We start from the raw sequence: 23,970 nt of genomic DNA, 5'->3' as shown, positions 1-23,970 counted from the left end.
CTGAGGCGAAGCGGGTTCATCCATTCCCGCACAACCGCTTAGGCTGTACGTCGGGCAAACTCTTTCACGCGGAAGCCCAACAGCAGCAGTGTGGCGAAATAGGCCACCACCCCGGCGACAACCACCACCAGCAGGCGCATCAGACGGAACGGCATCGTCCCCAGCGACCACTCCGGCATGATATGCATGACGCCCAGCAGCGCCGCAGCCATAACCAGCACCGCAGCAATCAGACGCAGCAGGAAGGCCAGCCAGCCCGGTTGCGGGGTAAAGATCTTCTGTTTACGCAACTGCCAGTAAAGCAGCGCGGCGTTCAGGCAGGCCGCCAGGCCAATGGACAGCGACAGACCCGCATGCTTCAGCGGGCCGATAAACGCCAGGTTCATCACCTGGGTCATAATCAGGGTGACAATGGCAATCTTGACCGGGGTCTTGATGTCCTGGCGGGAATAGAAGCCCGGCGCCAGCACCTTCACCACGATAAGCCCCATTAGTCCCACGGAATAGGCCACCAGCGCGCGCTGGGTCATTGCCGCATCAAAAGCGCTAAATTTGCCGTACTGGAACAGGGCCACGGTCAGCGGTTTGGCGAGGATCCCCAGCGCCACCGCGCTCGGCAGCGCCAGCAGGAAGCAGAGACGCAGCCCCCAGTCCATCAGCCGGCAATACTCGTCATGATTACCGCTGGCGAAGCTTTTTGACAGCGATGGCAGCAGGATAGTGCCGAGCGCCACTCCCAGGACACCGGACGGAAACTCCATCAGACGGTCGGCGTAGTACATCCAAGACACCGATCCCGACACGAGAAACGAAGCGAAGATAGTATTGATAATAAGGGAGATCTGGCTTACCGACACGCCAAGGATCGCCGGCCCCATCTGCTTCACCACCCGCATCGCGCCGGCATCTTTCAGATTGATGCGCGGCAGGACCAGCATGCCAATTTTCTTCAGGTGCGGCAGCTGGTAGGCCAGCTGTAGCACGCCGCCGACCGTGACCGCCCAGGCCAGGGCCAGCACCGGCGGATGAAAGTACGGCGCGGCAAACAGCGCAAAGCCAATCATGCTGACGTTGAGGAACGTCGGCGCAAAGGCCGGCACCGAGAAGCGGTTCCAGGTATTAAGGATCGCCCCCACCAGCGAGGCGAGGGAGATCAGCAAAATATAGGGGAAGGTAATGCGCAGCAATTGGGTAGTCAGCGCAAATTTATCGGCGGTATCAGCAAACCCGGGGGCGGTGATGGTGATCACCCACGGCGCCGCCAGCATCCCGATAACGGTGACGATCGCCAGGGCCAGGGTCAGCAATCCGGAGACATACGAGACAAACACCCGGGTGGCATCTTCGCCCTGCTTGCTTTTATATTCGGCAAGGATCGGTACAAACGCCTGAGAGAAGGCGCCTTCGGCAAAAATACGCCGCAGCAGATTAGGCAGTTTAAAGGCGACGAAAAAGGCGTCGGTCGCCATCCCGGCGCCAAAAATGCGCGCCACAATCGCATCGCGGGCAAAGCCCAGCACGCGCGAAAACATGGTCATCGAACTGACGGCCGCCAGTGATTTTAAAAGGTTCATTACGCTGTTATTCCAAACCCTGGAGTAAAACGCCCGCAAATGCGGGCGCTGGAAAGTGGCGATAGTCTACCGGGTTCAACATGAATTACTACTGTCAGTTGTTACAACGGATTATTCGCTGATGGCGTCGCGCCAAAGTTTGTCGATCACCCGCTGAGCCAGCAGCGCCTGTTCGCCTGCGGTTTCAGGAACCGTCTGATTTTGCACGCATTCGATAAAATGGCGCGCGCAGCCGACAAAGCCGCGCTGCTCCAGGGTGGTTTGCCAGCTGGCGACCGGGCGCTGGACCACGCCGTGACCGCACTCCTCCTGCCATTCGCGCATCTCGCTGACAGCATATAGCCCGCCATCCGTAACCGCCTGCACCCACTCACGCTGGCTGCCTGCGCGGCGGTGCATGCTGGTGGTGACCTGCAGCCGGGGCGAACTGAACTGGTGTTCGGCATACAGCATCTCGCCCTGCGGAGTGATCTGTAGCGCGCCACCGCGCAGACGCGCCTGACCGTCGGCCAGCCATAGCGCGGTATCCACCACGTGCAGATAGTCATCAAGCAGGGTAAAGCGCAGATCGTTGCCCACGCTATCGCTGCGGTGCTTATCCATCCGCAGCGAGGCCGCCTCGCCCAGCCGCCCCTTTAGCTCCCGATAGAGCGGTGCGAAGCGGCGATTGAAACCGACCATCAACGTCAGACGACGCCGCGCCGCCAGCTCGACCAGCGTCTCCGCCTCACTCAGCTTGTCCGCCAGCGGTTTATCTACGCAAACATGAACCCCGGCATTCAGCAAATGATTCACCACTTCATAATGTGAAGCCGTCGACGTATGAACAAAGACCGCATCGCACTGCGCCGCCAGGGCATCCAGCGATTCAGCGTATGGCATCCGCCAGGTTTCGCAAACCCGCAGCGCCTTCTCTTTTCCCGGCGACCAGGCCGCCTGCAGCGTCCAGCTTTCCGCCGCCCCCAGAACCGGCAGCCACGCTTTCTGCGCAATACCGCCCAGGCCAACCACCCCAATGCGCAATCTTGTCCCCACGTTTAGTCCCCCAGATGGTGTAACAGCGAATCGAGGCGCGCTTTCAGCTCCGCCACCTCGCCTTCCAGCGCTTCAACCCTGGCACGCAGATCGTCTTCCTCTTCCAGCGGCGAGAGTGCTTCCACTGTCGTGATCAGTGTGTCCATGTCGTCGCAAAACAGATGCATATAGCGGCTTTCCCGTTTCCCCGGCTCCCGGGGCAGACGGGCGACAAAGGGACCATCTTCGCGGGTCGCCAGCCCTTCCAGCACGCTTTCCACTTCCGTCATATCGCTGAACTCATGCATCCGCTGCGCCCGACTGCGTAATTCACCCGGCGTCTGGGCGCCGCGCAGCAGCAGCGTCGTCACCACCGCCACCTCGCCGGCGCTGAGCTTCAGATCGCCAAATTCGGAGTTGCAAAAGCGCTGCTCATACTTGGTTACCCGATTGCCGAAGCCACTGACCGTACGCAGATAATGGCGTTTCACCAGGGTATCCAGCAGAGCCTGGACTTCGCCTTCGCTCAGCGACATCACCGGCTCGCGGTTGGTTTTCTGATTGCAGGCGGTCACTACGGCGTTCACCGACAGCGGATACTGCTCGGGCGTGGTGACCTGCTTTTCCAGCAGACAGCCAATGACGCGCGCTTCGTGCGCGGTTAACTGATATTTCATCCTCTCTCCTTAACGTCCCGCTGACCAGTCCGGCGTCGTTAGCGCCGTCAATACATGGTCACGCCACTGCCCGTCAATCAGCAGGTAATCTTTGGCGTAACCCTCTTTTTCAAACCCCAACCGCGCCAGCAGCGCGCCGCTGCGCTGATTATGCGGCATATAGTTGGCCATAATGCGATGAATATGCTGCGTACGCTGCATATAGCGAATCGCCGACGTCAGCGCTTCAAACATCAGTCCCTGCCCCTGCCACTTCTCGCCAATAGAGTAGCCGAGATAACAGGCATGGAATGACCCGCGCACCACGTTGGAAAAATTCGCCACGCCGACGATCTCCTTTTCCTCCGGATCGAGTAGCGCGAAATAAAAAGCAGACCCCTGCTTATGAAACTCGGCGATCATCGACAGACGCACCTGCCATCCGGAAGGATAGCAGTGGCTGTCGTCACGAACCGGCTCCCAGGGTTTTAAGAACGCCTTATTCTCGGCGTAATAATCGGCCAGACGCCAGGCGTCACGATCGTGAACCAGGCGCACCACCAGCCGGTCCGTCGTCAAACGCACCTTCGGCACGTTACTGCGATAGCCAAACATTTCCTTTTCAGTCCCCCTGACTTCATTCTTGCTGCCTTCACTATACCTGTCCTGCGCGACGGTGTGAAAACAGCAACATACCATTTTCTGCGCCATCTCCTCTTTTCGATGAATAGCCTCAATCAAACTTGCATTTTGATAAAAAAATATTGTCGCAAGGGCGCTGGGAAAAGCAGCAGATTGCCCGCAGAATATCCACGCTTATCTCTATTTTTCCCTGGAGGGGAAATGTCCCGCGTCTCGCAGGCAAGGAGCCTGGGTAAATATTTCCTGTTAGTCGATAACATGCTGGTCGTGCTGGGCTTTTTTGTCGTCTTCCCGCTGATTTCCATCCGCTTTGTCGATCAGATGGGCTGGGCGGCGCTGATGGTCGGCATCGCGCTCGGCCTGCGCCAGCTCGTGCAGCAGGGATTAGGTATCTTTGGCGGCGCCATCGCCGACCGCTTTGGCGCCAAACCGATGATCGTCACCGGTATGCTGATGCGCGCCGGCGGCTTCGCGGCGATGGCCGTCGCCCATGAGCCGTGGGTGCTGTGGTTCTCATGCATACTTTCCGGGCTCGGCGGCACGCTGTTCGACCCGCCGCGGGCGGCGCTGGTGGTTAAGCTGGTGCGCCCGCATCAGCGCGGCCGCTTTTTCTCCATCCTGATGATGCAGGATAGCGCCGGCGCGGTGATTGGCGCGCTGCTGGGCAGCTGGCTGCTGCAGTATGATTTCCGCCTGGTGTGCAGCGCCGGCGCCGCGCTGTTTATCGCCTGCGCGGCGTTTAACGCCTGGTATCTGCCGGCGTGGAAGCTCTCGACGGTAAAAACGCCGATCCGCGAGGGGCTGGGCCGGGTGCTGCGGGACAAGCGCTTCGTCACCTATGTCCTGACTCTGACGGGCTATTACATGCTGGCGGTTCAGGTGATGCTGATGCTGCCGATCATGGTGAATGACATCGCCGGCTCGCCGGCCGCCGTAAAGTGGATGTACGCCATCGAAGCCACCATTTCGCTGACCCTGCTCTATCCCATTGCCCGCTGGAGCGAAAAACGTTTTCGCCTTGAGCACCGGCTGATGGCCGGTCTGCTGGTGATGACCCTGGCCATGCTCCCCATCGGCATGACCAGCAGTTTGCAGCAGCTGTTTACCCTGATCTGCCTGTTTTACATCGGTTCCATCATTGCTGAACCTGCCCGGGAGACGCTGGGCGCCTCGCTGGCGGACGCCCGGGCGCGCGGCAGCTATATGGGCTTCAGCCGCCTGGGGCTCGCCTTTGGCGGCGCGCTGGGATATGCAGGCGGCGGCTGGCTGTTTGATGCTGGTAAAGCCGCCGGTCAGCCCGAGCTGCCGTGGCTGATGCTCGGGGCCATCGGGGTTATCACCTTTCTGGCGCTGTGGTGGCAGTTTAGTCCGAAACGCTCTGCCTCCGGCATGCTGGAGCCGCGGACCTGATGCGCGCGGCGGCGGTTTCTCCTGCTTTCAGCCTATTCTGCTGGTATCGAGGATGCTGACAGGTCATGATGCTTTGTGTCAGGATGAATGAAGGTATGAGCCAGAGGAACCCCATGAAAAAGATTTTGATCGCCGCCGCGCTGATTGTCAGCGGCCTGCTGAGCGGCTGTAATCAGCTGACCCAATACACGGTAAGCGAGCAGGAGATTAACCAGGCCCTGCAGAAGCGAAACCATTTTGCCAAAGATATTGGTCTGAAAGGCGTTGCCGACGCCCATATCGAACTGCAGAACCTCACCAGCGCCATCGGACGCGAGGAGCCGGGCAAAGTCACGCTGACCGGGATCGCTAACGTTGACCTGAACTCCCTGTTCGGCACGCAGAAAGCGACGATCGATCTGAAGCTCAAAGCGCTGCCAACCTTTGACAGAGAGAAAGGCGCCATCTTCCTGCAGGAAATGGAGGTGGTGGATGCCAAAGTGGCGCCCGAGAAGCTGCAGTCGGTCATTCAGGCCCTGCTCCCCTACCTGAATCAGTCGCTGCGCAGTTACTTCAGCCAGCAGCCGGCCTATGTCCTGCGTGAGGACGCCAGCACCGGTGAAGCGCTGGCGAAGAAATACGCCAAAGGCATCGAGGTGAAGCCGGGCGAGATTGTCATCCCCTTTACCAATTAATCTCCAGGGCGCCGCGGCGCCCTCAATTTTTTACGGAAATGAGTGCAAAGGAAAACGTTTACGCTTATCCTTAGTGCCCGGCAAAAAACAGCCCTGATGACTGAACCTATTAGCCGGAGCCTTCCATGACAGCACAATCCCAGGTATTGAAAATCCGCCGCCCAGACGACTGGCATATCCATCTACGTGATGACGATATGCTGAAAACCGTCGTGCCTTATACCAGTGAGTTTTATGGCCGGGCGATCGTGATGCCGAATCTGGTGCCGCCTGTCACCACCGTCGCGGCGGCTATCGCCTATCGCCAGCGCATTATGGACGCCGTCCCGGCCGGGCATGATTTTACCCCGCTGATGACCTGCTATCTGACAGACTCCCTCGACCCGGCGGAGCTGGAGCGCGGCTTTAACGAAGGCGTATTCACCGCCGCCAAGCTCTACCCGGCCAACGCCACCACCAACTCCAGCCACGGCGTCACCAGCACCGACGCCATTATGCCGGTGCTGGAGCGGATGGAAAAACTGGGGATGCCGCTACTGGTACATGGGGAAGTCACCCACGCCGAGATTGATATATTCGATCGCGAAGCGCGCTTTATTGAAACCGTGATGGAGCCGCTGCGCCAGCGCCTGCCCGGACTGAAGGTGGTCTTTGAGCATATCACCACCAAAGATGCCGCCGAGTATGTGCGTGACGGCAATGAACTGCTGGCGGCCACTATCACCCCGCAGCATCTGATGTTCAACCGTAACCATATGCTGGTCGGCGGTATTCGTCCTCACTTATACTGCCTGCCGGTACTTAAACGCAATATTCATCAGCAGGCTCTGCGGGAGCTGGTCGCCAGCGGCTTCAGCCGCGCCTTCCTCGGCACCGACTCCGCACCGCATGCCCGCCACCGTAAGGAGGCCAGCTGCGGCTGCGCCGGCTGCTTCAACGCCCCGACCGCCCTCGGCAGCTACGCCACGGTGTTTGAAGAAATGAACGCTCTGCAGCACTTTGAGGCTTTCTGCTCGCTGAATGGCCCGCGCTTCTACGGTCTGCCGGTCAATGAGAGCTACGTTGAACTGGTGTGTGAAGAGACGACCGTTGTGGACAGCATTTCCCTGCCTAATGACACCCTGGTGCCCTTCCTGGCAGGTGAAACCGTTCGCTGGACCGTGAAGAAATAAAAACGTAGCCCCCTGTTGTCAACGCCAACCGGATACTGTATAAATAACCAGTATCGAACGCAGGGGGCAATTATGCGCATTGAAGTGTCTATCGCCAAAACTACCGCCTTACCCAACGGCGCGCTGGAAGCGCTGAATAACGAACTCTCTCGCCGTATCGCCGAGCAATTCCCGGCCATCGACAGCCAGGTGAGCGTCCGCTACGCCACCGGCAATCAGCTCTCGGTGTTTGGCGCCCTGAAAGAAGACAAAGACCGGATAAGCGAAATCCTGCAGGAAACATGGGAAAGCGCGGACGACTGGTTTGTCCACGATCTCTCCTGAAGCATGGCGGGATCCAGTTACTCTGGTTTGCTCCCTCATTGTGCTTTTTTTTGCCGGGTCGCCCCGGCTTTTTTTAGCCCCTCTTCTGTTCAGAATAGTCCTGATTATTCTGCTCAATATCGACTAAAGTGGCCATTTTACGCGCTTATCTTGAATAAAAAAGCGGCAAAAGAAGAAAATCATGCTGCCTTTCATTTAATTTCTCGAGTTTATTCTTGATCCCTGATATAATTAACTTGCTTCAAAAAATATGCATTAAACCTCGAGAATTGTTGTCTTTTAACATATGAATAAGGGGTTATGATGGAAAAAAATAATGAAGTCATTCAGACCCATCCCCTCGTTGGATGGGACATCAGCACCGTTGATAGCTACGATGCGCTGATGTTGCGCCTGCACTACCAGAACCCCACTCAAGAAAACAGTAATGATGCTGAGATCGGCCAGACGCTATGGCTAACGACGGACGTCGCACGTCAGTTTATTTCAATCCTGGAAGCAGGCATTGCGAAGATTGAATCTGGCGAATACCAGGAAAACGAGTACCGCCGACATTAACGCGGCTTGCGAATGACTTAACATTAAACTTAACAGGCACCTGCGGGTGCCTGAATTATTTTCGGGCTTGTATAAGCACAGGGAGTTAATTACCCTGCTAACAAGGCAATTACCCGGAACTCACCATGCAATACGATCTTATCATTATTGGCAGCGGCTCCGTCGGCGCCGCCGCTGGCTATTATGCGCGCCGTGCCGGACTCAATGTTCTGATGACCGACGCCCATCAACCTCCCCACCAGGAAGGCAGCCATCACGGCAGCAGCCGTCTTATCCGTCACGCCTATGGCGAAGGTGAGAAATATGTTCCGCTGGTGCTGCGTGCCCAGCAGCTATGGGATGAACTGGCAGAGATCAGTGGCGAAGCCGTGTTTGAACGCACCGGCGTCATTAACCTCGGCCCCGCCAGCTCCGCTTTTCTCGCCAACGTCGCCGCCAGCGCCCGTGCGTTCAAGCTTGAGGTGGAAGAGCTGGATGCCCAGGCCGTAATGCAGCGCTGGCCAGAGATACGCCTCCCCGAGGACTATCGGGCGATTTTCGAACCCGCTTCCGGCGTACTGCGCAGCGAGCTGGCCGTCGAAACCTGGATCCGTCTGGCGCGGGAAGCAGGCTGCGCGCAGCTATTCAACTGTCCGGTCTCGGCTATTCATCACCATGCTGACGGGATCACCATCGATACTCTCGACGGTGAATATCATGGTAAAAAGCTGCTGATCAGCGCCGGGACCTGGGTCACCCGCCTGCTCCCGGACCTCCCCATCCAGCCGGTACGTAAGGTGTTTGCCTGGTACCAGGCCGATGGCCGTTACAGCAGCAAGAATCACTTTCCGGCCTTCACCGGCGAGTTGCCCAACGGCGATCAATACTACGGTTTCCCGGCAGAAGATAACGAGCTGAAGATTGGCAAGCATAACGGCGGTCAACCGATCTCCATGCCGCAGGAGCGAGTGGCATTTGGCGCTGTCGCCAGCGATGGCTCCGAATCGTTTCCTTTTTTGCGCAACGTCCTGCCAGGGATCGGCGGCTGCCTGCACGGCGCCTCCTGTACTTATGACAATACCGTCGATGAAGATTTTATTATCGATACGTTACCCGGCAGACCAGACACGTTGCTAATCACCGGTCTGAGCGGGCATGGCTTTAAGTTTGCCCCGGTGCTGGGGGAAATTGCCAGTCAGTTTGCTCAGGGCGAAGCATCGAGCTTCAACCTGGCGCCCTTCTCGCTGGCGCGATTTAACGCGTAATGGAATGCGGCACTTTTGCCGTCGGGCAAAAAAAACGGCCTCTGTCGAGGCCGTTAGTCATTGAGAGCGATTATGCGTCGCCTGTTTAATTTGCTGGTCAATAACGTCCGCGAGCACTTTATGATCTACCTGGCGCTTTGGCTGCTGCTGGCGATCATCGATCTCGTCTGGTTATGGTTTTTCTGATGGCTCAGGATCGAGGATCCCGAGTTTGGTGTTCAGCCGACCACGAGATTTATTAAAGATTTTATTGCCGTTTTCACGCCCGGCGCGCAGCTTACGCTGCTCCTCTTCCGGTAGCTTATGCTCTTCCATGCAGGCTTCGCTACAGCAGCCGGCAAACTTCTCGGCGCAGCTCGGGCACTGGATAAACAGCAGATGGCAACCATCGTTCAGGCAGTTGGTATGGGTGTCGCACGGCGCGCCGCACTGATGACAGTGCGCGATAACGTCATTGGAGATCCGCTCGCCCATCCGTTCATCAAAGACAAAGTTTTTGCCAATGAAACGCACAGGCAGCCCCTGCTCACGGGCGCGGCGGGCGTACTCGATGATGCCACCCTCGATGTGCCAGACCTTATTGAAGCCGTTATGCTTCATCCAGGCGCTGGCTTTTTCACAGCGAATACCGCCGGTGCAATACATGACAATTTTCTTGTCTTTATGGTCCTGCATCATTTCCACGGCTTTCGGCAACTGGTCGCGGAAGGTATCCGCCGGGATCTCCAGCGCGTTTTCGAAATGGCCCACCTCATATTCATAGTGGTTGCGCATATCGATAAACACGGCATCCGGATCGTCAAGCATCGCATTGACCTCAGCCGCCTTGAGATAGTCTCCGACGTTGGAGGCGTCGAAGGAGGGATCGTCGATGCCGTCGGCAACGATGCGGTCACGCACTTTCAGGCGTAGTACCCAGAACGACTTACCGTCGTCCTCGAGAGCGATATTGAAACGCAGCCCCGCCAGCGCCGGATCGAAGCCATAGAGAAACTCACGCAGGGCTTCAACGTTGCTTTGCGGCACGCTGATTTGCGCGTTGATCCCTTCCCGGGCCAGATAGATGCGGCCAAAGACTTTCAGCTGGGTTAAGGCAACCCACAGCGCATCGCGGGTCGCCTGCGGATCGACAATGGTGAAATATTTATAGAACGAGATCGTCGTGCGCGGCTCGGTTTCAGCCAGCATTTGCGCCTTTAACGTCTCATTTGAAATGCGGTTGTGTAACACTGGCATGGTGTACCTGCTCGACATAGAAATGAGGAAATAAACGGCGGGCATGATATAGCAAAGCTTATTAATTTACATCCCTACATTTTACGCTACATTTTTCTCACCCGGTCGCCCCCCACTTAACAAAACAATGTGGCTGTCGCCGCCTTTGGCTGGCCGGTAAAAAAATGCGATAATATAAGATGTTGCTTACTGATACGGGTATGAAATGACTCATTTGCCTAAATTTTCTCCGGCGCTGCTGCATCCGCGCTATTGGCTGCTGTGGCTGGGTATCGGCCTGCTGTGGCTGGTTGTCCAACTGCCCTACCCGCTGATCTACCGCATCGGGAACGCCATCGGCCGCCTGGCCATGCGCTTTATGAAGCGCCGGGCGAAGATCGCCTATCGCAACCTTGAGCTCTGCTTCCCCGAGAAAAGCGAGCAGGAACGTCACCGGATGGTGGTGATGAACTTCGAATCGGTTGGCATGGGGCTGATGGAGACCGGTATGGCCTGGTTCTGGCCAGTTCGCCGAATCGCCCGCTGGACCGACACCATCGGCTTTGAGCATATTCGCGATGTGCAGGCGCAGCAGCGCGGCATTCTGCTGATCGGCATTCATTTCCTGACACTGGAAATGGGCGCGCGAATGTTCGGCATGAACGAGCCGGGGATTGGCGTCTATCGTCCCAACGATAACCCGGTCATCGACTGGCTGCAGACCTGGGGCCGGCTGCGCTCCAACAAGGACATGATCGACCGCAAGGATCTGAAAGGTATGATCCGCGCGCTGAAAAAAGGCGAGGTGGTGTGGTACGCGCCGGATCATGATTACGGCCCGACCGCCAGCGTCTTCGCCCCACTGTTTGCCGTTGACCAGGCGGCGACCACCTCCGGCACCTGGATGCTGGCGAAAATGTCCAAAGCCTGCATCGTGCCCTTTGTTCCACGCCGTAAACCGGACGGTAAAGGTTATGAACTGATTATCCTGCCGCCAGAGTGCTCCCCGCCGCTGGACGACGCGGAAACCACCGCCGCGTGGATGAACAAGATCGTAGAGCAGTGCATTATGATGGCCCCGGAACAATATATGTGGCTCCATCGCCGCTTTAAAACCCGCCCCGAGGGGACGCCCTCCCGCTACTGATCCCCTTTCCCGGCCGCGCGCCTCCCGGCCGGGAATCCCCACCGCTCAGGCTTTACGCTCTGCTTTAGCTTTAAAAGCTCTCCTCCATTGCGGCATTTATTTCCCAGGCGCATAATTAGCAGGCTCATATTTTCTCTTAATTTGACCTGCTGCGCAGGCCAGTGGAACCCTATGTCGTCTGCTGATACCCCCATTAACTGGAAACGAAACCTGACCGTCACCTGGCTTGGCTGCTTTTTAACCGGCGCTGCCTTCAGCCTGGTCATGCCCTTTCTACCGCTCTATGTCGAACAACTCGGCGTCACCGGCCATAGCGCCCTGAACATGTGGTCCGGGCTGGTCTTTAGCATTACCTTTCTCTTCTCCGCCATCGCCTCGCCGTTCTGGGGCGGACTTGCTGACCGCAAGGGACGTAAAATCATGCTGCTGCGTTCAGCCCTCGGGATGGCCATCGTCATGATGTTGATGGGGATGGCGCAGAATATCTGGCAGTTTCTGCTGCTGCGCGCGCTACTCGGCCTGCTGGGCGGCTTTATTCCCAACGCCAACGCCCTGATCGCCACCCAGATCCCACGTCATAAAAGCGGCTGGGCGCTGGGCACGCTGTCAACCGGCGCGGTAAGCGGCGCCCTGCTCGGCCCGCTGGCGGGTGGTTTCCTGGCAGACCACTGGGGCCTGCGTACCGTCTTCTTTATGACCGCCGCAGTGCTGTTTATCTGCTTTCTGTTTACCCTGTTTTTAATCCGTGAAAATTTTGTCCCAATTGCTAAAAAAGAGATGCTCAGCGCGAAGGCGGTATTCTCCTCTCTGCAGAATCCGAAACTGGTGCTCAGTCTGTTTGTCACCTCGCTGATCATCCAGGTCGCCACCGGCTCCATTGCGCCGATCCTGACGCTTTACGTGCGCGATCTGGCGGGTAATGTGAGCAATATCGCCTTTATCAGCGGGATGATCGCCTCAGTGCCGGGCATTGCCGCCCTGATGAGCGCCCCCCGTCTGGGCAAACTGGGGGATCGTATCGGACCGGAAAAAATCCTCATCGTGGCGCTGATTATCTCGGTGCTGTTGCTGATCCCGATGGCGTTCGTCCAGACCCCGCTGCAGTTAGGTATCTTGCGGTTCCTGCTCGGCGCCGCGGACGGCGCGCTGCTGCCGGCAGTGCAAACCCTGCTGGTGTATAACTCCACCAGCCAGATCTCCGGGCGGATCTTCAGCTATAACCAGTCATTTCGTGATATTGGCAACGTCACCGGCCCCCTGATCGGCGCCTCGGTTTCCGCCAACTACGGCTTTCGCGCCGTCTTCCTTGTCACCGCAGGAGTGGTATTGTTTAACGCGATCTATTCGACCCTTAGCCTGCGCCGACCAGCCGCGGACGCCTCGCAGCCCGACCGCCATTCAGTAAATTAACGTCCAGAGGGGCTCAGCCCCTTGACGCCTTGCCAAGCGCCTTCTATAGATTGAATCGTGTTCAATTCATATTCTTCTCAGGAGATTCGCTATGCCAAAGGATTCGATGTTCTATGCCACGCTCGAAGAAGCTATTGATGCAGCACGTGAAGAATTTCTCGCCAACAACCCTGACAGCGATGAAGAGAGCGCTAACGTTGAGCAGCTCAATATTCAAAAGTATGTGCTGCAGGATGGCGATATCGCCTGGCAGGCCGAATTTTTTGCTGACGAAGAGGAACAAGGCGAATGCTTACCGATGCTTAGCGGCGAAGCCGCGCAGAGCGTCTTCGATGGGGATTATGATGAGATAGAGCTCCGTCAGGAGTGGCTGGAGGAAAATACGCTTCATGAGTGGGATGAAGGTGAATTCCAGCTCGAGCCCTCTCTGGACACCGAAGAGGGACAGACGGCGGCCGACGAGTGGGACGAGCGTTAATCAGTTATAGGGCCCGTGGCTGGCGTCCAGCGGCAGCAGAAGCGTATCGAATACCAGCGAGAACGGCAGGTCCAGAATGGTGAGATAGCGCCATCCTGAATCGCGAACGTCCCACTGCACGCCCGGGTAATATTGATTGCCATGCCCCTGCCCGGGCACCGTCCGGCTGATAATGCTGCCGCAGCCGCTGAGCAGCAGCGCCATGGCAATGATCGGTAGTATTCGCATCCACAACCTCGTCTTTCAGATAAAAAAATACCGGCATCGCTGCCGGTATTTTCATTAACGTACGGCTTATTTCGTTTTCAGCGCCAGCGGGTTAAGCGCCAGCTGCTGATAGGCGTTCACCCACGAGGAGTATTTCTCCGGCGCGGCCCATACGCGATAGTGCAGACGCGACATGGTTACCGGGTCGCTCAACAGCACCAGTCGACGATCGCGGTTCAGCTTATCCGGCGTTTCATTCAGCGCCTGCTCGACATGACGCTCGCGGGCGATCTCCAGGATATGACCCTGACGGTGCCGCGCGGTGGCCATCGCGGTGGCAAGGGCGTTAAACGACGGGTTAAACACCGCGTGCATAAAGCCATCGTCCAGCGAACGCTGACGGTTCAGCGTCAGGTACGCATCGGTATCCTTGAGCACCTGCGGCGGCGAATACTCTTCCGGAATCAGGAACAGCTTCCAGCGCTTGGTGCGCAGGCCCACGGTCGCCCGGCTGGAGATAGCCGACACGAACGGCGACAGAATCAGCGATACGACAATCGGCGCCAGCCAGAACAGGAAGCGCAGATCCAGCCATGCCATTCCGACCGCCCATACCAGCCCCAGCAGCAGCTGCGAGCCGTGACGCATAAAGGCTTCTCCCCACGGCGTGGAGTCATCATCACGCTGCGGCGAATTCCACACCACTTCCCAGCCGAGGAAGGCGCTGACCACGAAGACGGTGTGGAACAGCATGCGAACCGGCGCCAGCAGGACCGAGAACAGAACCTCCAGCAGCAGGGAAAGCGTCACGCGGATAAATCCACCGTACTCCTTCGGCCCCTTACACCACACCAGGATTATACTCAGCAGCTTCGGCAGGAACAGCAGCACCATGGTCGAGGCGAACAGCGCAATAGCCAGCTCCGGACGCCACTGCGGCCACACCGGGAACAGCTGACGAGGCTGCAGGAAGTACTGCGGCTCGGTCAGGGCATGCACCACCTGCAACGCTGTCGACAGGGCAAGGAACATAAACCACAGCGGCGCTGACAGGTAGGACATCACGCCGGTAAGGAATACCGCTCGGTGGACCGGGTGCATCCCTCTCACGAGGAACAGGCGGAAGTTCATCAGGTTGCCCTGGCACCAGCGGCGGTCGCGTTTCAGCTCGTCCAGCAGGTTCGGCGGCAGCTCTTCATAAGAGCCCGGCAGATCGTAGGCAATCCACACGCCCCAGCCGGCGCGGCGCATCAGCGCGGCTTCAACGAAGTCGTGCGACAGAATCGACCCGGCAAAGTTGCCCTCGCCCGGCAGCGGCGCCAGCGCGCAGTGCTCAATGAACGGCTTCACGCGGATAATGGCGTTATGTCCCCAGTAGTGGGACTCCCCCAGCTGCCAGAAGTGCAGACCCGCCGTAAACAGCGGACCATACACCCGGGTGGCAAACTGCTGGCAACGCGCATACAGCGTGTCCATGCCCGAGGCGCGTGGGGATGACTGGATGATCCCGGCGTTCGGGTTCGCTTCCATCAGACGCACCAGGCTGCTCAGACACTCTCCGGTCATTACCGAGTCCGCGTCAAGCACCACCATGTAGCTATACTGGCTGCCCCAGCGGCGGCAGAAATCATCGATGTTGCCGCTCTTACGCTTCACGCGACGACGACGACGACGGTAGAAGATCTGCCCTTCGCCCTGCACTTCGGCAATCAGCTCCATCCACGCCTTTTGCTCAGCAACACAGATATCGGGGTTATAGCTGTCGCTGAGGATATAGACGTCGAAATGGGCGGCGTTGCCGGTGGCTTTCACCGACTCCCAGGTCGCCCGCAGCCCGGCGAACACGCGGTCAACGTCTTCGTTACAGATCGGCATAATAAGCGCTGTCCGGTGCGCCGGGTTCAACGGTTCGTCACCGACCGTCGAGGCGGAAATACTGTACTTATCGCGACCGATCAACAGCTGCAGGAAGCCCATTAACGCGGTCCAGAAGCCAGCGGAAACCCAGCAGAACAGCACCGCGAAGAGGATCAGAATGCCGCTCTGCAACACGTACGGCAGCAGCTGCATGAAAGAGATCCACAGGTTCTGCCCCACCATGTCGGCCGGGTTGATCAGCGCCCAGCCCTGATAAGGCAGAATGGTTTTCATGTACCAGGTAGCCACCACGGTCTGCGACAGCGTCAGCAGCAGCAGGATGTAGCGACGAATAGTGCCGACGGTACGCCATTTTTGCTCGCTCTCGCGCTCTTCTTGCGTCAGGCGGGAGAGATAGCGCGGCGTGACATCGCGTCCGCGCAGGCGGTCCCAGAAGCGGCCAACCGGGTTGGTACGCCACGGGTCCGGGATCATCGAGGAGCGCTTGGCTTTCGGCATCGCATGCAGCTGGGTGCGGCCTTCATCATCCTTCACCAGCTGATCGCCAGACAGCGAATCCGGCCAGCTGTGCGCCAGCCGCGCCTTTACCGACCCCAGCGGGGAGTCGTCTTCGCGGGCGAAGGTCTGATGTTCGTCATCCAGGGCCTGATGAACGGCCTGCAGGCTGGTGTCCGGCAGCGCCGATTTCTCGGCGTCCGACAGCGGCAATGCGTCAATGTACTTCGTTATCTTATTCATTGGCAGGCAGCTGATAGCTCCAGGTTTCGCTCAACGTGTCATCACCGTTAACCAGTGCGGCGCGCATTTCCGTCGTTTTCTTCGGATCTTTCACCTTCAAACGCAGGATCATACGCCAGCCTTTGGTCACCGGATTGTAACGCACGGTATTTTCAACGATTTCAGCGTTATCGCCGGTGCTCGCCTGGGCGGCGACCGGGGTATCCGCTGGCAGTTTTTTCATATCGGCGCCGGTAAAGTCGACAATGAAAGCAATGGTGCCGTCCGGCTGGCGGATCAGGTTCGACTGCTTCACGTCGCCGGTAGAGCGGCGGGTCTGCATAACGTACGCGTTATCCGGCGCATGCAGCTTGTCTTCATCGCGGCTGAAGGTGATGGTGTACTTGAAGTTCATCTCCTTGCCCGGCTCCGGCAGCTGATCCGGCGTCCAGTAAGTCACGATGTTATCGTTGGTTTCATCGTTGGTCGGGATTTCGACCAGTTCGATTTTCCCTTTGCCCCACTCCCCTTTCGGGGTGATCCAGGCGCTCGGGCGCAGGTCATAACGATCGTCAAGGTCCTCGAAGCGCGAGAACTGACGGCCGCGCTGCAGCAGGCCGAACCCTTGCGGGTTTTCCATCGCATAGCTGCTAACGGCCAGGTGTTTCGGGTTGTTCAGCGGACGCCAGATCCACTCGCCGTTGCCCGCCAGGATCGACAGACCATTGGAGTCGTGCAGCGCCGGACGATAGTTGAGCGCCGGAGAAGGCTGGTTGGAACCGAACAGGAACATGCTGGTCAGCGGCGCCACGCCCAGTTTGCCCACTTTGTCACGCAGGTAAACTTTGGACTGGACATCCACCACGGTGTCGCGTCCCGGCATGATCACAAAGCGATAGGCGCCGGTTGCCCGCGGCGAATCCAGCAGCGCATAGATAGTCAGACGCTTGTCGGTGGCTTTTGGTCGCTCGATCCAGAACTCACGAAAACGCGGGAACTCTTCGCCGGAAGGCAGCGCGGTATCGATAGCCAGACCGCGCGCGGACAGACCGTATACCTGACCCTGACCCAGCACGCGGAAGTAGCTGGCACCGAGCATGCTGACGATTTCATCGTTCTTATCTTTGCTGTTGATCGGATACAGTACTTTGAAGCCGGCGAAACCAAGGTCTTTCACCGTGTCTTTATCGTGCTGAACGTTACCAAAGTTAAAATAGTCCGGGCTATATTTAATTTTACGCACGCTGGTGGCCGTCACTTCATTGATGGTGACCGGCGTGTCGAAGTACATACCCTGATGGTAAAATTCAAGCTTGAATGGGGTTTTCTGGTTATTCCAGTAAGCTTTATCGTGATTAAACTGAATTTGCTGGTAGTCCGCGTATTTCATATCGCGGAAAGCGGAGGGCAGGTTACTCTTTGGCGCTTCATAGCCTTTCCCGGCTAACGTTTTGGCCTCTTTTGCAACGTCATCAATGCTAAATGCCCATGCAGATGAAGTACACAGGGACAACATTACGGCTGCGCTTAACCAACGCATTTTCATCATCTGTGGTTTATGTTTCATATAAGTAAGCACTTCCCCCTTTGTGTGCTTAAATCGATCCGATCTATTTTAATGGAAACTCAGGCAATCCGACAACATAATCCCTGCTTTGTTCAGCGTAGCGGCGCAGGGAATAAACAGTTCGCAGTCCCGTTTGCACTTTGCGTGCTTATCCTGGAGACAGGTACCCCGAGTTCATGTAGGGTTGCTGATAATGTAAGCGTTATCATCTTGAGTGATAAGACGAATTATCTGAGATTGTCGTGAATCGTATGAATAATACTCCGGTACAGCGTGAATATTTTTTCGACAGCATCCGCGCCTGGCTGATGCTGCTGGGGATCCCTTTTCACATTTCGCTGATTTATTCCAGCCACAGCTGGCATGTCAACAGCGCTGAGCCCTCGTGGTGGCTGACGCTGTTTAATGATTTCATTCATGCCTTCCGCATGCAGGTCTTCTTCGTCATCTCCGGCTATTTTTCCTATATGCTGTTCCTGCGCTACCCGCTGAAAAAGTGGTGGAAAGTGCGCGTCGAACGGGTCGGCATTCCGATGCTGACCGCCATCCCGCTGCTGACGCTGCCTCAGTTTATTATGCTGCAGTACGTCAACGGCAAGGCGGAAAACTGGCACACCCTTTCCGGGTACGACAAATTCAACACCCTGGCGTGGGAGCTCATTTCCCACCTGTGGTTTTTGCTGGTCCTGGTGGTGCTGACTTCGCTGGGCGTGGTGCTGTTCAAATGGCTGACGCGCCGCCCGGCAGGAGGTGCTCACGCTTTCGGTGACACTGTCACTATGGGCCAGCTGACGATGATTTTCCTTGCGCTAGGGGTGCTTTACGCGCTGATCCGTCGGTCATTGTTCGTGATCTATCCGCCCCTGCTAAGCAATGGTCTGTTTAACTTTGTGGTCATGCAGACGCTGTTCTATCTGCCCTTCTTTGTGCTGGGGGCGCAGACCTTTATTAATCCGCGCTTAAAGGCGATGTTCACCACGCCGTCGCCATGGTGCTGCGCGGCAGCGCTGCTGGGATTTATCGCCTATCGGCTGAACCAGCAGTACGGCTCCGGCGACGGCTGGATGTATGAAACGGAATCGGTGATCACCATGGTGCTGGGGCTGTGGATGGTCAATGTGGTCTTTTCGCTCGGCCATCGCCTGCTGAACTTCCAGTCGGCGCGGGTGACCTATTTCGTCAATGCTTCGCTGTTTATTTACCTGGTGCACCATCCGCTGACGCTGTTGTACGGGGCGTGGATCACCCCGGCCATCAAGTCGAATACCTTAGGCTTTATTGGCGGGTTGGTTTTTGTGGTGGGTATTGCCCTGATCCTGTATGAAATTCACCTGCGTATTCCGCTGCTGCGTTTCCTGTTCTCCGGTAAACCGATGAACAAACCGGCCAAAACCCCGGCCTCGGCCAGTTAACCTTTAGCTTTTGCGGCACGCCTGGCGTGCCGCGCTACGCTTGCTCCTCAAACAGCCGGTCGAAGATCATGTTATACAGGGCTTCTAAATCCGCTTTATCGACCGGGGTGGATGCGCTCAGCTCACAGCGGTAGGCTGCCCCCTCCGTCAGAACGGCGATGAGCTCTGAAGCGGCATTGCGTCGCGCATCGCTGAGCCCGGGATGATAACGCTGCGACAAACGCCCGCCCTCCTCTTTCAACCGCCGGTCGGCCTGCACCAGGATCTCGCGCAAGCGTGGGTTGCGCGAGGCTTCGGCGTTAATTTCCATCAACAGATAATTGTCGCTTCTGGTGGCTGCCGAAGTCGGGATCCTGCCCGCCAGCACCGCCGCTTTTCGCGCCAGATTGTGGTTCTCATCGATCATCTCGCCGACTCTAGCGTTGACGATTTCGCTGACAATTGCTTCGATGATCGCTTCCTTGCTGGCAAAAATGCGATACAGCTGACCGACGCTCAGACCCGCCTCGCGGGCGATATCCGCGACAGAGGCGCCATGCAATCCCTTCGCCGCGAAACATCTTTGCGCAGCGGCAACGATCTCCGCGCGGCGCGCCTGCTGCTTCTGCTGTACTTTTCCTTCTGACACCCTGCTCCCTCCTGCTATCCATCATTCCTGTCAATATCGGCGGTTATCATAGCCTATTCTGCTGAATCAGGGGCATGCCGCCAGCAGGCGACGATAGATAGCTGCCGTTTCCTCGTCGAAACAGACGAACAGGACCCGTTCAAGCGGGTTATAGCGGGTGAGAAACGCGGTCACGGTGCGCACGGCGATCGCCGCCGCTTCCTCTTTCGGATAGCCATACACGCCGGTGCTGATCGCCGGAAACGCAATGGAGCGATAGTTGTTTGCCGCCGCCAGCTGCAGGCTGTTTTTGTAGGCATCGGCCAGGGTTTGCGCCTCCATGCGGTCGCCGCCGTGCCAGACCGGACCCACGGTATGGATCACCGCGCTGGCGGGAAGATCGCCCGCTATCGTGATCACCGCATGACCTGGGGGACATTCGCCCTGCTGCTGCAACACCTGCTTGCAGGCCGCCAGCAACGCGGGACCGGCCGCCCGGTGGATCGCGCCATCCACCCCGCCGCCGCCCAACAGCGAGGGGTTTGCCGCATTCACAATCACATCGACATCAAGCGTCGTAATATCGCCGAGAATTACTTCAGGTTGAACAGCCATTTCTCCTCCTGTCGGCATAGCGCGTGGGTACGGCTTTCTGCCGATACTAGGGCATACCCGCCCCCGGGAGCAAGATTATCCCGCAGCGCCGGCGACAAGATGGTAAAAAAAACAGGACCCTGAGGGTCCTGTTGATATCATCGTCCCGCCGTTCAGGCGTTGTCGTTGGCGAACGATTTTTGCTTTTCCGCACGGGCCGCCAGCCACAGGCCACTATTCTTCATGGCATAGCCAAAGACCAGGCCCAGCGCCAGGGAAGGGATCACCAGACGCCAGTCGCCATCTGCCGCGAAGGTCGCGCAGGCGCCGATAAAGGTGCCGGGGACAAACGACAGCAGCGTCTGTCGCGCCTGGATGCACATCAGAAAGGCCACGACGCCGGTCATCATATAGCTGAGGATCTGCAGCTGTGGGGCCAGCGCGCTACCGTGGATAATCACCAACGCCCAGACCACGCCGCTCATTACCGTGCAGGAGGAGATGGCCAGACCTTTCAGACCGCCCTGCGGGCAGGCGAAATAGGCCGTACAGCCGAGGAAACCGGCCCAGCTCAGCAGGCCGAGGGCGACGGCCACCCATCCCCAAATCCCGGAGAGAATGCCCGTCGTTAATGCGATTGCGAAGAGTATGTTCATGGCGCGTATCCTAGCAGATACGCACCGAAAGAATGCGATCTAAAACACACTAAATGAATGAACTTGATTTCAGTTGCATTATAATAGTGACTTAAATCACATTTTATTGCTCATCTTCTTCCTGAAGCTCGTCCCACATCGCGGCGATGGCGTCGCGGGTTAACGGCGCCATGGTGCGCCAGAACAGTGTGTGCGCATGCGCTTCGACTTTCCCCAGCATCGTCCCGCACCACGGCAGGATATAGTCGGCAAACAGGAGCTCCAGCGTCTCGCTCTGCGCTTCTGTGGCATGATCCTCCAGCCAGGAGGCGGCCAGCAGCAGCGATCCGAGATGATCCGCCGGACCTTCTCCTGTCGGGATGCCGTGATTGCTCAGAAAAGCCCGGACCTCCGCTTCAGAGGAACCCTCCACCCACGCGCTACGGTACGGCGGAACGCTGCAGGCTTCACCGACGAACAGCGCATTATAGTCCGTCGCCAGGGACTGCATTTCACAGCTTTTCTGCAGACGCGCCAGCAGCTCGTCCTGCTCCAGCGGCCAGTTGGCGGCCAGTTTGCCCTCGCGGATCAGGCTAAACAACGGCACCAGCAGCGGGTCCTGCGGTTGACGGAAATACAGCGAACCCAGCACGCGGCAGAGGATTGAAAACTCGTTCATTCAGTTATTCCAGTTATACAAATTAAAGGTCAGCAAATTCCGGGATCGCCGGCATACCACGCGACTCGAGGAAGTCGAGCAGGCGACGCGGAGAAACGTTGAGGATCCTCTCCTCCGGGAAATCGACAGCATCGAGGATCTTGCGGCACTCGGTAAACTCTCCGAGGGTAAACGCCGTATGAGAGTCCGAGCCCAGCGCCACCCACCCTCCGGCGTCGCGCACCGCGGCGGCGATAGCACGGCAGTTATCTTCACTGCCCACGCGCGATGAAACGAAAGAGGAGTTATTGATCTCCAGCGCCACCTGGTAACGGGCCGCCGCTTCGGCAATGGCCGGGATATCCACCGGGAATTTCGGATTACCGGGATGGCTAATCATATGCACTTTACCGCTGGCCATCGCGGCAATCATCGCCTGCGTATGGGTGGCGCTATCCTGAGGCGGAAACACCGGCTCGTGGAATCCGGCGATGATCAAATCGAGCGACGTCAACATCGGCCCGGAGCAGTCGATCTCACCTTCGATATTTTTAATATTCGACTCAATACCGCGCAGGATCCCCACCCCGTCTACCAGGCGGGGCCAGATGCGCATATTAACGAAGTGCCAGTAATGCGGGGCATCCGCCATATCCGGGCCATGGTCGGTGATGGCGAAGAGTTTGATCCCTTTACGCTTTGCTTCCGCAATATAATCGTGCAGGGTGCTGTAGGCGTGGGTGCTGGCGACGGTATGCATGTGCAGGTCAACGGGATACATCACATTCTCCTCTTCTGTTTGCCGCAAGAATAGCAGGAAACCGGGCTATTGATTAGCAAAAACCCCGCCGTGGCGGGGTTCGCTTATCTTAATAACCGCGCTGACGATCGACCTGACCGCTAACCGATTCCCCTCGCTCCAGCCGGCTAATGGTCCCGGCGATATAGGCAATTGCCTCCATCGGGCGGGTGACTGCCGCCACGTGGGGAGTCATAGCCACCCGCGGGTGCGCCCATAGCGGACTCTCCTGCGGCAGCGGTTCGCGACTGAAGACATCGAGCATCGCGCCTTTGAGCTTACCGTTGTTCAGCGCCGCCAGCAGCTCCTCTTCTACGACATGCACGCCGCGGGCAAGGTTGAGGAGATAACTCTCATCAGGCAGCTGCGCCAAAAGCGTCTGGTTGATAATACCGACGGTTTCGGCGGTATTCGGCAGCAGGTTGATCAGGACGCGGGTCCCCTGCAGGAATCCACCCAGCTCGGCCTGGCCGGCAAAGCTCTGTACCTGCGGCCAGGATTTACGGCTACGGCTCCAGACGCGAAGCGGGAATCCCCAGGGTTGCAGGCTTTCCGCAACCTTCGCCCCCAGCACGCCGGCGCCCATAATCCCGATGGTGAATTCGTCGGCGCGGTACTCGGGCAGCGGCTGCCAGCGGGAAGCCAACTTCAACGCCTGATAGTCATCGAACCGGCGGAACCAGTGGAGCACCTGGCTCACGGCATACTCCTGCATCTGCCGTCCCATACCGGTATCTTCGAGACGAAACAGCGGGATCGACAAGGGCAACATATCCGGATGATCGCGCAGCTTACTAAGGATCGAATCCACCCCCGCCCCAAGGGCGAACACGGCCTTCAGCGCCCTGCCTTGCAGCATCTCTACCGGTGGATGCCAGACCAGGGCATAGTCCGCCGGCTGGTTATCGCCCGCTTTCCACTCGCGTACTCGCGCGCCGGGTAACTGCTTTTCCAGCTCTCGGATCCAGTATTGGGTATCAAAGGTCGGATGGTAAAAAATAATCTCCATAGTGGCTCCTGATAGCAGACGCCTTTGGCCGATTGACGCTGGCGTCTTATTTTACTCATTGTTTTCTATTGGTTTGCCAGCATAACAAATTTCCCCTTGCCGCAAAGTGAAAAGGGAGTGGCGACAAAAAAAACGGATTTCGCACGTTTAAGGAGCAAGTTGTTCGAAGTTTGTCTAAACGCGCTGATTTTGCAAAAAGTTGATTGACGGGCGATACGTATTTCCCTACATTAGCGCCCGTTCCCGACAACAACGGGAAAGACAATATGGTGAGGTGTCCGAGTGGCTGAAGGAGCACGCCTGGAAAGTGTGTATACGGCAACGTATCGGGGGTTCGAATCCCCCCCTCACCGCCATATTTTAAGAAGA

At 57.6% G+C, this 23,970-nt stretch carries 25 protein-coding genes and 1 tRNA gene; 12 read left to right on the top strand and 14 right to left on the bottom strand.

Translation table 11 applies throughout. From position 1 onward, the window contains the following. Window positions 1-38 precede the first annotated feature (38 nt). The 4 genes from murJ to rimJ all read right to left on the bottom strand — a co-directional run bounded on the left by murJ (window position 39) and on the right by rimJ (window position 3,859). Entirely contained in the window at window positions 39-1,574 is a 1,536-nt protein-coding gene (murJ, locus tag ACLH1I_RS21890) for a murein biosynthesis integral membrane protein MurJ (protein ID WP_004204551.1), read from the bottom strand. 111 nt (window positions 1,575-1,685) lie between these two features. After that, window positions 1,686-2,597 carry a Gfo/Idh/MocA family protein gene (locus ACLH1I_RS21885; RefSeq protein WP_074404010.1) on the bottom strand — a complete coding sequence of 304 codons (912 nt, stop codon included), beginning with the start codon at window positions 2,595-2,597 and terminating at the stop codon, window positions 1,686-1,688. 14 nt (window positions 2,598-2,611) lie between these two features. Then, entirely contained in the window at window positions 2,612-3,265 is a 654-nt protein-coding gene (locus ACLH1I_RS21880; protein WP_060656428.1) for a YceH family protein, read from the bottom strand. Window positions 3,266-3,274: 9 nt separating this feature from the next. Then, window positions 3,275-3,859, bottom strand: coding sequence for a ribosomal protein S5-alanine N-acetyltransferase (rimJ, locus tag ACLH1I_RS21875; RefSeq protein WP_198080081.1), 585 nt, complete (start codon window positions 3,857-3,859; stop codon window positions 3,275-3,277). A gap of 228 nt (window positions 3,860-4,087) precedes the next feature. Here rimJ and mdtH point away from each other — a divergent pair, with 228 nt between their 5' ends. From mdtH to ACLH1I_RS21840, 7 genes are all read left to right on the top strand, one after another. Then, complete coding sequence (gene mdtH / locus ACLH1I_RS21870; RefSeq protein WP_023289127.1) at window positions 4,088-5,296, top strand: multidrug efflux MFS transporter MdtH; 1,209 nt, start codon at window positions 4,088-4,090, stop codon at window positions 5,294-5,296. Between the two features lie 113 nt (window positions 5,297-5,409). Continuing rightward, entirely contained in the window at window positions 5,410-5,970 is a 561-nt protein-coding gene (locus ACLH1I_RS21865) for a lipoprotein (protein WP_004204546.1), read from the top strand. A 125-nt stretch (window positions 5,971-6,095) separates the two neighbouring features. After that, window positions 6,096-7,142, top strand: coding sequence for a dihydroorotase (gene pyrC / locus ACLH1I_RS21860; protein WP_198080080.1), 1,047 nt, complete (start codon window positions 6,096-6,098; stop codon window positions 7,140-7,142). Window positions 7,143-7,214: 72 nt separating this feature from the next. Beyond that, a complete protein-coding gene (gene dinI, locus ACLH1I_RS21855; RefSeq protein ID WP_002898994.1) occupies window positions 7,215-7,466 on the top strand; it encodes a DNA damage-inducible protein I in 252 nt (83 codons plus the stop codon). Between the two features lie 303 nt (window positions 7,467-7,769). Next, on the top strand, window positions 7,770-8,024 hold the full coding sequence (gene bssS, locus ACLH1I_RS21850; RefSeq protein ID WP_002898992.1) for a biofilm formation regulator BssS: 255 nt from the start codon (window positions 7,770-7,772) through the stop codon (window positions 8,022-8,024). 125 nt (window positions 8,025-8,149) lie between these two features. Next, on the top strand, window positions 8,150-9,268 hold the full coding sequence (solA, locus tag ACLH1I_RS21845; protein WP_128335623.1) for an N-methyl-L-tryptophan oxidase: 1,119 nt from the start codon (window positions 8,150-8,152) through the stop codon (window positions 9,266-9,268). 72 nt (window positions 9,269-9,340) lie between these two features. Continuing rightward, complete coding sequence (locus tag ACLH1I_RS21840) at window positions 9,341-9,454, top strand: DUF2770 family protein (protein ID WP_004204539.1); 114 nt, start codon at window positions 9,341-9,343, stop codon at window positions 9,452-9,454. Here ACLH1I_RS21840 and ACLH1I_RS21835 read toward each other — a convergent pair. Then, window positions 9,440-10,504, bottom strand: coding sequence for a rhodanese-related sulfurtransferase (locus ACLH1I_RS21835; protein ID WP_023317909.1), 1,065 nt, complete (start codon window positions 10,502-10,504; stop codon window positions 9,440-9,442). The two genes, ACLH1I_RS21840 and ACLH1I_RS21835, sit on opposite strands and share 15 nt — an antisense overlap. A 205-nt stretch (window positions 10,505-10,709) precedes the next feature. On the opposite strand from ACLH1I_RS21835, the gene ACLH1I_RS21830 reads away from it, so the two are divergent. The 3 genes from ACLH1I_RS21830 to ACLH1I_RS21820 all read left to right on the top strand — a co-directional run bounded on the left by ACLH1I_RS21830 (window position 10,710) and on the right by ACLH1I_RS21820 (window position 13,518). Continuing rightward, window positions 10,710-11,630 (top strand): Kdo(2)-lipid IV(A) acyltransferase, encoded by a 921-nt coding sequence (locus ACLH1I_RS21830; protein WP_023317908.1) that lies wholly within the window; start codon window positions 10,710-10,712, stop codon window positions 11,628-11,630. 171 nt (window positions 11,631-11,801) lie between these two features. Then, complete coding sequence (gene mdtG / locus ACLH1I_RS21825) at window positions 11,802-13,040, top strand: multidrug efflux MFS transporter MdtG (RefSeq protein WP_004204535.1); 1,239 nt, start codon at window positions 11,802-11,804, stop codon at window positions 13,038-13,040. Between the two features lie 91 nt (window positions 13,041-13,131). Then, the gene (locus tag ACLH1I_RS21820) at window positions 13,132-13,518 is read left to right on the top strand and encodes a MysB family protein (protein ID WP_002898981.1); all 387 of its coding nucleotides are present in this window, start codon (window positions 13,132-13,134) and stop codon (window positions 13,516-13,518) included. Here ACLH1I_RS21820 and ACLH1I_RS21815 read toward each other — a convergent pair whose 3' ends face one another. The 3 genes from ACLH1I_RS21815 to mdoG form a co-directional block, all read right to left on the bottom strand. Next, window positions 13,519-13,746 (bottom strand): YceK/YidQ family lipoprotein, encoded by a 228-nt coding sequence (locus ACLH1I_RS21815; protein ID WP_004204534.1) that lies wholly within the window; start codon window positions 13,744-13,746, stop codon window positions 13,519-13,521. 66 nt (window positions 13,747-13,812) lie between these two features. Beyond that, complete coding sequence (gene mdoH / locus ACLH1I_RS21810) at window positions 13,813-16,341, bottom strand: glucans biosynthesis glucosyltransferase MdoH (protein ID WP_004204533.1); 2,529 nt, start codon at window positions 16,339-16,341, stop codon at window positions 13,813-13,815. Further along, entirely contained in the window at window positions 16,334-17,887 is a 1,554-nt protein-coding gene (mdoG, locus tag ACLH1I_RS21805) for a glucans biosynthesis protein MdoG (RefSeq protein WP_004140751.1), read from the bottom strand. Before mdoG ends, mdoH begins: the two co-directional genes overlap by 8 nt. A 251-nt stretch (window positions 17,888-18,138) precedes the next feature. Here mdoG and mdoC point away from each other — a divergent pair, with 251 nt between their 5' ends. Beyond that, window positions 18,139-19,299, top strand: a complete 1,161-nt coding sequence (gene mdoC / locus ACLH1I_RS21800) for a glucans biosynthesis protein MdoC (RefSeq protein WP_004204532.1) — start codon at window positions 18,139-18,141, stop codon at window positions 19,297-19,299. A 34-nt stretch (window positions 19,300-19,333) separates the two neighbouring features. On the opposite strand, the gene ACLH1I_RS21795 is transcribed toward mdoC, so the two are convergent. The 6 genes from ACLH1I_RS21795 to ghrA all read right to left on the bottom strand — a co-directional run bounded on the left by ACLH1I_RS21795 (window position 19,334) and on the right by ghrA (window position 23,601). Beyond that, window positions 19,334-19,927, bottom strand: a complete 594-nt coding sequence (locus tag ACLH1I_RS21795) for a TetR/AcrR family transcriptional regulator (protein ID WP_048323653.1) — start codon at window positions 19,925-19,927, stop codon at window positions 19,334-19,336. Window positions 19,928-19,993: 66 nt separating this feature from the next. Then, window positions 19,994-20,521 (bottom strand): O-acetyl-ADP-ribose deacetylase, encoded by a 528-nt coding sequence (gene ymdB / locus ACLH1I_RS21790; RefSeq protein WP_023317904.1) that lies wholly within the window; start codon window positions 20,519-20,521, stop codon window positions 19,994-19,996. Window positions 20,522-20,673: 152 nt separating this feature from the next. After that, complete coding sequence (locus ACLH1I_RS21785) at window positions 20,674-21,156, bottom strand: DUF1097 domain-containing protein (protein WP_032455818.1); 483 nt, start codon at window positions 21,154-21,156, stop codon at window positions 20,674-20,676. A 103-nt stretch (window positions 21,157-21,259) separates the two neighbouring features. Beyond that, window positions 21,260-21,814, bottom strand: coding sequence for a molecular chaperone (locus tag ACLH1I_RS21780; protein ID WP_048323651.1), 555 nt, complete (start codon window positions 21,812-21,814; stop codon window positions 21,260-21,262). A gap of 22 nt (window positions 21,815-21,836) precedes the next feature. Next, a complete protein-coding gene (locus ACLH1I_RS21775; RefSeq protein ID WP_004204525.1) occupies window positions 21,837-22,574 on the bottom strand; it encodes a phosphatase in 738 nt (245 codons plus the stop codon). A gap of 88 nt (window positions 22,575-22,662) precedes the next feature. After that, the gene (gene ghrA / locus ACLH1I_RS21770; RefSeq protein ID WP_004204524.1) at window positions 22,663-23,601 is read right to left on the bottom strand and encodes a glyoxylate/hydroxypyruvate reductase GhrA; all 939 of its coding nucleotides are present in this window, start codon (window positions 23,599-23,601) and stop codon (window positions 22,663-22,665) included. Between the two features lie 268 nt (window positions 23,602-23,869). On the opposite strand from ghrA, the gene ACLH1I_RS21765 reads away from it, so the two are divergent. Beyond that, window positions 23,870-23,957: transfer RNA gene (locus ACLH1I_RS21765), tRNA-Ser, on the top strand. Window positions 23,958-23,970: the final 13 nt, after the last annotated feature.

It is taken from the genome of Klebsiella sp. 1SOBk10mer, from assembly GCF_046602535.1.
GTDB lineage: Bacteria > Pseudomonadota > Gammaproteobacteria > Enterobacterales > Enterobacteriaceae > Klebsiella > Klebsiella quasipneumoniae.
This window is presented reverse-complemented; position numbering and strand designations above follow the sequence as displayed.

What these genes read in the sequence shown, in the direction of transcription:
- murJ (WP_004204551.1), bottom strand. Translation starts at nt 1,574, where the DNA reads ATGAACCTTTTAAAATCACTGGCGGCCGTCAGTTCGATGACCATGTTT.
- ACLH1I_RS21880 (WP_060656428.1), bottom strand. Translation starts at nt 3,265, where the DNA reads ATGAAATATCAGTTAACCGCGCACGAAGCGCGCGTCATTGGCTGTCTG.
- rimJ (WP_198080081.1), bottom strand. Translation starts at nt 3,859, where the DNA reads ATGTTTGGCTATCGCAGTAACGTGCCGAAGGTGCGTTTGACGACGGAC.
- mdtH (WP_023289127.1), top strand. Translation starts at nt 4,088, where the DNA reads ATGTCCCGCGTCTCGCAGGCAAGGAGCCTGGGTAAATATTTCCTGTTA.
- ACLH1I_RS21865 (WP_004204546.1), top strand. Translation starts at nt 5,410, where the DNA reads ATGAAAAAGATTTTGATCGCCGCCGCGCTGATTGTCAGCGGCCTGCTG.
- pyrC (WP_198080080.1), top strand. Translation starts at nt 6,096, where the DNA reads ATGACAGCACAATCCCAGGTATTGAAAATCCGCCGCCCAGACGACTGG.
- dinI (WP_002898994.1), top strand. Translation starts at nt 7,215, where the DNA reads ATGCGCATTGAAGTGTCTATCGCCAAAACTACCGCCTTACCCAACGGC.
- bssS (WP_002898992.1), top strand. Translation starts at nt 7,770, where the DNA reads ATGGAAAAAAATAATGAAGTCATTCAGACCCATCCCCTCGTTGGATGG.
- solA (WP_128335623.1), top strand. Translation starts at nt 8,150, where the DNA reads ATGCAATACGATCTTATCATTATTGGCAGCGGCTCCGTCGGCGCCGCC.
- ACLH1I_RS21840 (WP_004204539.1), top strand. Translation starts at nt 9,341, where the DNA reads ATGCGTCGCCTGTTTAATTTGCTGGTCAATAACGTCCGCGAGCACTTT.
- ACLH1I_RS21835 (WP_023317909.1), bottom strand. Translation starts at nt 10,504, where the DNA reads ATGCCAGTGTTACACAACCGCATTTCAAATGAGACGTTAAAGGCGCAA.
- ACLH1I_RS21830 (WP_023317908.1), top strand. Translation starts at nt 10,710, where the DNA reads ATGACTCATTTGCCTAAATTTTCTCCGGCGCTGCTGCATCCGCGCTAT.
- mdtG (WP_004204535.1), top strand. Translation starts at nt 11,802, where the DNA reads ATGTCGTCTGCTGATACCCCCATTAACTGGAAACGAAACCTGACCGTC.
- ACLH1I_RS21820 (WP_002898981.1), top strand. Translation starts at nt 13,132, where the DNA reads ATGCCAAAGGATTCGATGTTCTATGCCACGCTCGAAGAAGCTATTGAT.
- ACLH1I_RS21815 (WP_004204534.1), bottom strand. Translation starts at nt 13,746, where the DNA reads ATGCGAATACTACCGATCATTGCCATGGCGCTGCTGCTCAGCGGCTGC.
- mdoH (WP_004204533.1), bottom strand. Translation starts at nt 16,341, where the DNA reads ATGAATAAGATAACGAAGTACATTGACGCATTGCCGCTGTCGGACGCC.
- mdoG (WP_004140751.1), bottom strand. Translation starts at nt 17,887, where the DNA reads ATGAAACATAAACCACAGATGATGAAAATGCGTTGGTTAAGCGCAGCC.
- mdoC (WP_004204532.1), top strand. Translation starts at nt 18,139, where the DNA reads ATGAATAATACTCCGGTACAGCGTGAATATTTTTTCGACAGCATCCGC.
- ymdB (WP_023317904.1), bottom strand. Translation starts at nt 20,521, where the DNA reads ATGGCTGTTCAACCTGAAGTAATTCTCGGCGATATTACGACGCTTGAT.
- ACLH1I_RS21785 (WP_032455818.1), bottom strand. Translation starts at nt 21,156, where the DNA reads ATGAACATACTCTTCGCAATCGCATTAACGACGGGCATTCTCTCCGGG.
- ACLH1I_RS21780 (WP_048323651.1), bottom strand. Translation starts at nt 21,814, where the DNA reads ATGAACGAGTTTTCAATCCTCTGCCGCGTGCTGGGTTCGCTGTATTTC.
- ACLH1I_RS21775 (WP_004204525.1), bottom strand. Translation starts at nt 22,574, where the DNA reads ATGTATCCCGTTGACCTGCACATGCATACCGTCGCCAGCACCCACGCC.
- ghrA (WP_004204524.1), bottom strand. Translation starts at nt 23,601, where the DNA reads ATGGAGATTATTTTTTACCATCCGACCTTTGATACCCAATACTGGATC.